Annotated in this window: 2 rRNA genes; both read left to right on the forward strand. The window is 56.8% G+C overall.

The annotated features are described in order from the left end of the window. The first annotated feature begins 183 nt into the window (after nucleotides 1-183). A 23S ribosomal RNA gene (locus F0L68_RS39465) occupies nucleotides 184-3,299 on the forward strand. 119 nt (nucleotides 3,300-3,418) lie between these two features. After that, a 5S ribosomal RNA gene (rrf, locus tag F0L68_RS39470) occupies nucleotides 3,419-3,535 on the forward strand. Nucleotides 3,536-3,538 lie beyond the last annotated feature (3 nt).

Genomic DNA, 3,538 nt, shown 5'->3' on the forward strand with positions numbered 1-3,538 from the left:
ATGTGGTTTGCCGGTACGCTGTTGGGTCCGGAGAGAACACGCTTGCGTGTTTGATCAGCGAAAACAAGGGGGACCGCCAAAGCGCGAAAGTGCCGCCGGGGAAACCTGGGGGCAAGCGACGCAGGTACATGGTGGTGTCCGGTTGTTCTTTGAGAACTGCACAGTGGATGCGAGCATCTTTGTGGCCAAGTTAGTAAGGGCATACGGTGAATGCCTTGGCACCAGGAGCCGATGAAGGACGTAGGAGGCTGCGAAAAGCCTTGGGGAGCTGCCAACCGAGCTGAGATCCAAGGGTGTCCGAATGGGGAAACCCGGCCCCAGTCATGTGGGGTCACCCACGCCTGAACACATAGGGCGTGTGGAGGGAACGCGGGGAAGTGAAACATCTCAGTACCCGCAGGAAGAGAAAACAACCGTGATTCCGTGAGTAGTGGCGAGCGAAAGCGGATGAGGCTAAACCGTACATGTGTGATACCTGGCAGGGGTTGCATGTGCGGGGTCGTGGGACCTATCGGGAAGGGCTGCTGACCTTCCAAAGAGTCAGAAAACATTGTGGTTAGCGGAACGTGTCTGGAAAGCGCGAGCGTAGAGGGTGATACTCCCGTACGCGAAAACCCGATGTCTCTTGATGGGGATCCCAAGTAGCAGCGTACTCGTGAAATTCGCTGTGAATCTGGCGGGACCACCCGCTAAGCCTAAATACTTCCTGGTGACCGATAGCGGACTAGTACCGTGAGGGAAAGGTGAAAAGTACCCCGGGAGGGGAGTGAAATAGTACCTGAAACCGTGTGCCTACAATCCGTCAGAGCCACCCTAGTAGTGGTGATGGCGTGCCTTTTGAAGAATGAGCCTGCGAGTTAGTGGTACGTGGCGAGGTTAACCCGTGTGGGGTAGCCGTAGCGAAAGCGAGTCCGAATAGGGCGTTTGAGTCGCGTGCTCTAGACCCGAAGCGGAGTGATCTAGCCATGGCCAGGGTGAAGCGCGGGTAAGACCGTGTGGAGGCCCGAACCCACCAGGGTTGAAAACCTGGGGGATGAGCTGTGGTTAGGGGTGAAAGGCCAATCAAACTCCGTGATAGCTGGTTCTCCCCGAAATGCATTTAGGTGCAGCGTCGTGTGTTTCTTTCCGGGGGTAGAGCACTGGATGGTCTAGGGGGCCTACAAGCTTACCGAAATCAACCAAACTCCGAATACCGGGAAGTGAGAGCGCGGCAGTGAGACTGCGGGCGATAAGGTTCGTAGTCGAGAGGGAAACAGCCCAGAACACCAGCTAAGGCCCCTAAGTGTGCGCTAAGTGGGAAAGGATGTGGGGTCGCCCAGACAACCAGGAGGTTGGCTTAGAAGCAGCCACCCTTTAAAGAGTGCGTAATAGCTCACTGGTCAAGTGGTCCTGCGCCGACAATGTAGCGGGGCTTAAGCGTACCGCCGAAGCTGTGTCATTCACGCAATACATCCGCCCAGTTTACTGGGTGCAGTGGTGTGGATGGGTAGGGGAGCGTCGTGCAGCCAGCGAAGCGGCAGAGTGATCTAGTCGTGGAGGCTGTGCGAGTGAGAATGCAGGCATGAGTAGCGAATGCAGAGTGAGAAACTCTGCCGCCGGATGACCAAGGGTTCCTGGGCCAGGCTAATCCGCCCAGGGTAAGTCGGGACCTAAGGCGAGGCCGACAGGCGTAGTCGATGGACAACGGGTTGATATTCCCGTACCCGTGTGAACGCGCCCATGGCGAGGTCGGTGATGCTAACCGCCCAAACTGGATCCATTGACCTTCGGGTCGCGGGTTCAGGGAGCGCGGGATCCGAGCCGGTAGTAGTCAAGCGATGGGGTGACGCAGGAGGGTAGCTCCGCCAGTGAGTGGTAGTACTGGTGTAAGCGTGTAGCCCGCAGCATAGGCAAATCCGTGCTGTACATAAGGGTGAGACGTGATGCATAGCCGATTGAGGCGAAGTAGAGTGATCCCATGCTGCCGAGAAAAGCCTCTAGTGAGTGTTCACGTGGCCCGTACCCCAAACCGACACAGGTGGTCAGGTAGAGAATACCAAGGCGATCGGGTGAACTGTGGTTAAGGAACTCGGCAAAATGCCCCCGTAACTTCGGGAGAAGGGGGGCCGTGTGACTTGAAGCTCTTGACGAGCTAGGGTTGTGCGGCCGCAGAGACCAGCGAGAAGCGACTGTTTACTAAAAACACAGGTCCATGCGAAGTCGCAAGACGATGTATATGGACTGACGCCTGCCCGGTGCTGGAACGTTAAGGGGACCGGTTAGCTCCTTTGGGGCGAGGCTGAGAACTTAAGCGCCAGTAAACGGCGGTGGTAACTATAACCATCCTAAGGTAGCGAAATTCCTTGTCGGGTAAGTTCCGACCTGCACGAATGGCGTAACGACTTCTCGGCTGTCTCAACCACAGGCCCGGCGAAATTGCATTACGAGTAAAGATGCTCGTTACGCGCGGCAGGACGGAAAGACCCCGGGACCTTTACTATAGCTTGGTATTGGTGTTCGGTTCGGCTTGTGTAGGATAGGTGGGAGACTGTGAAGCTCATACGCCAGTGTGGGTGGAGTCATCGTTGAAATACCACTCTGGTCGTACTGGATGTCTAACTTTGGTCCGTGATCCGGATCAGGGACAGTGCCTGGTGGGTAGTTTAACTGGGGCGGTTGCCTCCCAAAGGGTAACGGAGGCGCCCAAAGGTTCCCTCAGCCTGGTTGGCAATCAGGTGTTGAGTGCAAGTGCACAAGGGGGCTTGACTGTGAGACCGACAGGTCGAGCAGGGACGAAAGTCGGGACTAGTGATCCGGCCATGGCTTGTGGAAGCGTGGTCGCTCAACGGATAAAAGGTACCCCGGGGATAACAGGCTGATCTTGCCCAAGAGTCCATATCGACGGCATGGTTTGGCACCTCGATGTCGGCTCGTCGCATCCTGGGGCTGGAGTAGGTCCCAAGGGTTGGGCTGTTCGCCCATTAAAGCGGTACGCGAGCTGGGTTTAGAACGTCGTGAGACAGTTCGGTCCCTATCCGCCGCGCGCGTAGGATACTTGAGGAAGGCTGTCCCTAGTACGAGAGGACCGGGACGGACGAACCTCTGGTGTGCCAGTTGTTCCGCCAGGGGCATTGCTGGTTTGCTACGTTCGGAAGGGATAACCGCTGAAAGCATCTAAGCGGGAAGCTCGTTCCAAGATGAGGTATCCCACCCCTTTGTGGGTTAAGGCCCCCAGCTAGACCACTGGGTTGATAGGTCGGAGGTGGAAGCACGGTAACGTGTGGAGCTGACCGATACTAATAGGCCGAGGACTTGTCTACAAAGTTGCTACGCATCCACTGTGCGGTTCTGGGAGAACCGACCGGACCACCTTGACGGGTCCACAACGAGAGTTGTGGGTCTGTAGTGGGTGTCTACGGTAACGGTAATTCTATAGTGTTTCGGTGGTTATGGCGGAGGGGAAACGCCCGGTCCCATTCCGAACCCGGAAGCTAAGCCCTCCTGCGCCGATGGTACTGCACTCGTGAGGGTGTGGGAGAGTAGGTCGCCGCCGAACATA

Origin of the sequence: Solihabitans fulvus (assembly GCF_008386585.1) — a bacterium.
GTDB classification, from domain to species: Bacteria; Actinomycetota; Actinomycetes; order Mycobacteriales; family Pseudonocardiaceae; genus Solihabitans; species Solihabitans fulvus.